A 2526-nucleotide genomic window follows, 5' to 3' on the forward strand; every position below is an offset into this window, starting at 1 on the left:
CAGGCCGATGACGCCGGCCTTGGAGGCCCCGTAGTTCGTCTGGCCCGTGTTCCCGGCGATCCCGGCGATGGACGCCGTCGCCACGATCCGCCCGCCCCGCTTCAGGGTTCTGGCGGCGAGCAGCGCGTCGGTGGTGCGCAGCACGCTCGCCAGGTTCACCTTCAGCACCGGGGCCCAGCGTTCGGCGGGCATGTTGGCCAGCCGCCGGTCCCGGGTGATGCCCGCGTTGTGGACGAGGACGTCCAGGCCGTCGGGGAGTGCCTCGGCGATCCGGGCGCCCGCGTCGGCGGCCGTCATGTCGAGGGGGAGCGCGAGGCCGCCGAGCCGTTCGGCGACGCGCCGGGCGTCCGCCTCGGCCTGCGGCACGTCGAGCACGACGACCTGGGCGCCGTCCCGGGCCAGCGTCCAGGCGACCGCCTCGCCGATCCCGCGGGCACCGCCGGTGACCAGGGCGGTGCGTCCGGCGAGGGGGAGGCCCCCCTGGTCGGCGGCGGCCGCGGCCGTGGTGGCGGTGGCGTCGGCGCCGACCTCGATCACCTGGCCGCTGACGTACGCCGACTTGGGCGAGAGCAGGAAGCGCAGGGTGGACTCGGCGGCGTCCGCGTCGGTGAGGCGGACCAGGTTCACGGTGCGGCCCCGGCCGATCTCCTTGCCCAGGGAGCGGGCGAAGCCCTCCAACGCCTGCTGGGCGGCGGCCTGGTGGTGGTCGGCGGCGTCGGGCGGGGAGCCGAGCAGGACGACCCTGCCACTCGTGGCGACCGACCGTACGACGGGATGCAGGGCCGCGTGCACCCCGGCGAGGTCATCCACGTCGCGCACCCCGGTGGCGTCCAGGACGACGGCGGCGGGGTGGCCGGTGTCGTTCGCGTCGCCGGGCTCGCCCGTGGAGAGGCCGGTGCGGGCGAGGACGGGAGCGAGGTCGAGGCCGGACTTGCCGGCGGTGAGGTGGAGCAGACCGCCGTCGAGGTCCGGCCGAGCCGCTGACCAGCGCTTCAGCGAGGCCGGCCGGGGGAGGCCCAGCCGACGGCTCAGGAAGCGGCCGGGCGTGGTCCCGGTGAAGCTCAGATAGCGGTCGGCCATGTGCGACTCCCAGCCCTGGATGCGTCCGGTGTGCGTCTGCACGTACATGCGTACGTGCTGGTGCACGTATTCCGGCAGAACTTACTCCGAAGTAAGGTTACCAGCGGTAATCCTACGTCGGTGTGAGGAGCGGGTCGAGATGAGCCCTCGGAAACCGAGCGAGCTGTGCGAGCCGTGCGAACCGAGCGAACAGGTGGAGCCGCGTGAACCGGTGGGGTCCGCACGGTCGGTGGAGCCCGCGCGGCCGACGCAGCCGGCCGCGGTGCGGCGCGTCGCGGTCATCGGCGGTACCCGCATCCCGTTCGCCCGCTCCGACGGCCCCTACGCCACCGCCTCCCACCAGGGGACGTTGATCACGGCGGGCGGCAGGAGCGTCGCCCCGGCCCCGCTGGAGGACTGGCTCCGCTCCCACCCCCTGATCTCGCAGTGCGTGGTCCTGGGCGACGGCCGCCCCTACGTCTCCGCCCTGATCACCCTCGCCCTCGACGGCATCACCCACTGGCGCCGGATGAACGGCAAGCACCCGGTCCCGGCCGAGCTTCTGGTCGACGACGAGGAACTGCGCGCAGTCCTGCAACGCGCTGTCGACGAGGTCAACAGGACGCTCTCCCGCCCCGAGTCCAACCGCCGCTGCACCGTGCTCCCCTTCGACTTCCGGGAGAACGCGGGCCGCCTGACCCCGTCCATGCAGCTGCGCTGCGAAGCGATCCTCCGCGACTTCGCGGAGGAGGTGGAGGGGCTGTACCCGGGCTCATGAACCGTCGGCGGCCGCATGGTCCGGGGAGTGGCCGGCGTGCGGTGTGCGGGCGATGAGGAACGCCTGAGGGGTCGACTCGCCCTGTTCCTCGTCCGCGGCCCGCTCGGAGCGCAGGACGAGTGTGAACCCGGCCGCCTCCAGGAGCTCGGCCATCCGGTCCGGGCGGCGTCGCTGGAAGTCCAGGGCGACCAGGTGGCCGAATGGACGTTCGAGGTGACGGACTCCTTCGCCTGCCTGGAAGGCGAGCAGCAGGTAGCCCCCGGGTGCCAGGAGTCGACGGAAACCGGCGAAGAGCGCCGGCAACTCGTCCTGCGGGGTGTGGATGCTCGAGTACCACGAGACGATGCCGGCCAGCGTGCCCTCCGGGATGCCCGGCTCCAGCATCGAACCCTGCTCGAACCGCAGGCCCGGGTTCTCTCGGCGGGCGATCCCGAGCATGGATTCCGACAGGTCGAGGCCGAAGACGTCCAGGCCGCGGGAGGCCAGGTGGGCCGTCACCCATCCGGGACCGCATCCGAGGTCGGCGACCTCACCACCGGCGCCGCCCGCTCCGACGAGCCCGGCGAATCCGGCCAGCAGCGCCAACTCCAGGTGCTGGGCGGCGAAAACGTCGCGGAAGTGGTCGGCGTAGTCCTCGGCCACGGCGTCGTAGAAGGCGCGGGTGGCGACGATGTGGTCGGGGGCCGGGG

At 73.2% G+C, this 2526-nt stretch carries 2 protein-coding genes and 1 pseudogene; 1 reads left to right on the forward strand and 2 read right to left on the reverse strand.

From position 1 onward, the window contains the following. Positions 1-1080, reverse strand: a 1080-nt coding sequence (locus AOK11_RS37680; protein ID WP_055598122.1) for a 3-oxoacyl-ACP reductase, incomplete at its 3' end; no start/stop codon positions are given. Positions 1081-1426: 346 nt separating this feature from the next. On the opposite strand from AOK11_RS37680, the pseudogene AOK11_RS37685 reads away from it, so the two are divergent. Beyond that, positions 1427-1837 (forward strand): annotated as a pseudogene (locus tag AOK11_RS37685) (long-chain fatty acid--CoA ligase); the annotation flags it as partial. On the opposite strand, the gene AOK11_RS37690 reads toward AOK11_RS37685, so the two are convergent. Next, a partial coding sequence (locus AOK11_RS37690) for a class I SAM-dependent DNA methyltransferase (RefSeq protein WP_420903047.1) occupies positions 1832-2526 on the reverse strand: 695 nt, incomplete at its 5' end. The pseudogene AOK11_RS37685 and the gene AOK11_RS37690 sit on opposite strands and share 6 nt — an antisense overlap.

Source organism: Streptomyces hirsutus, from assembly GCF_001418415.1.
Taxonomy (GTDB): domain Bacteria; phylum Actinomycetota; class Actinomycetes; order Streptomycetales; family Streptomycetaceae; genus Streptomyces; species Streptomyces hirsutus.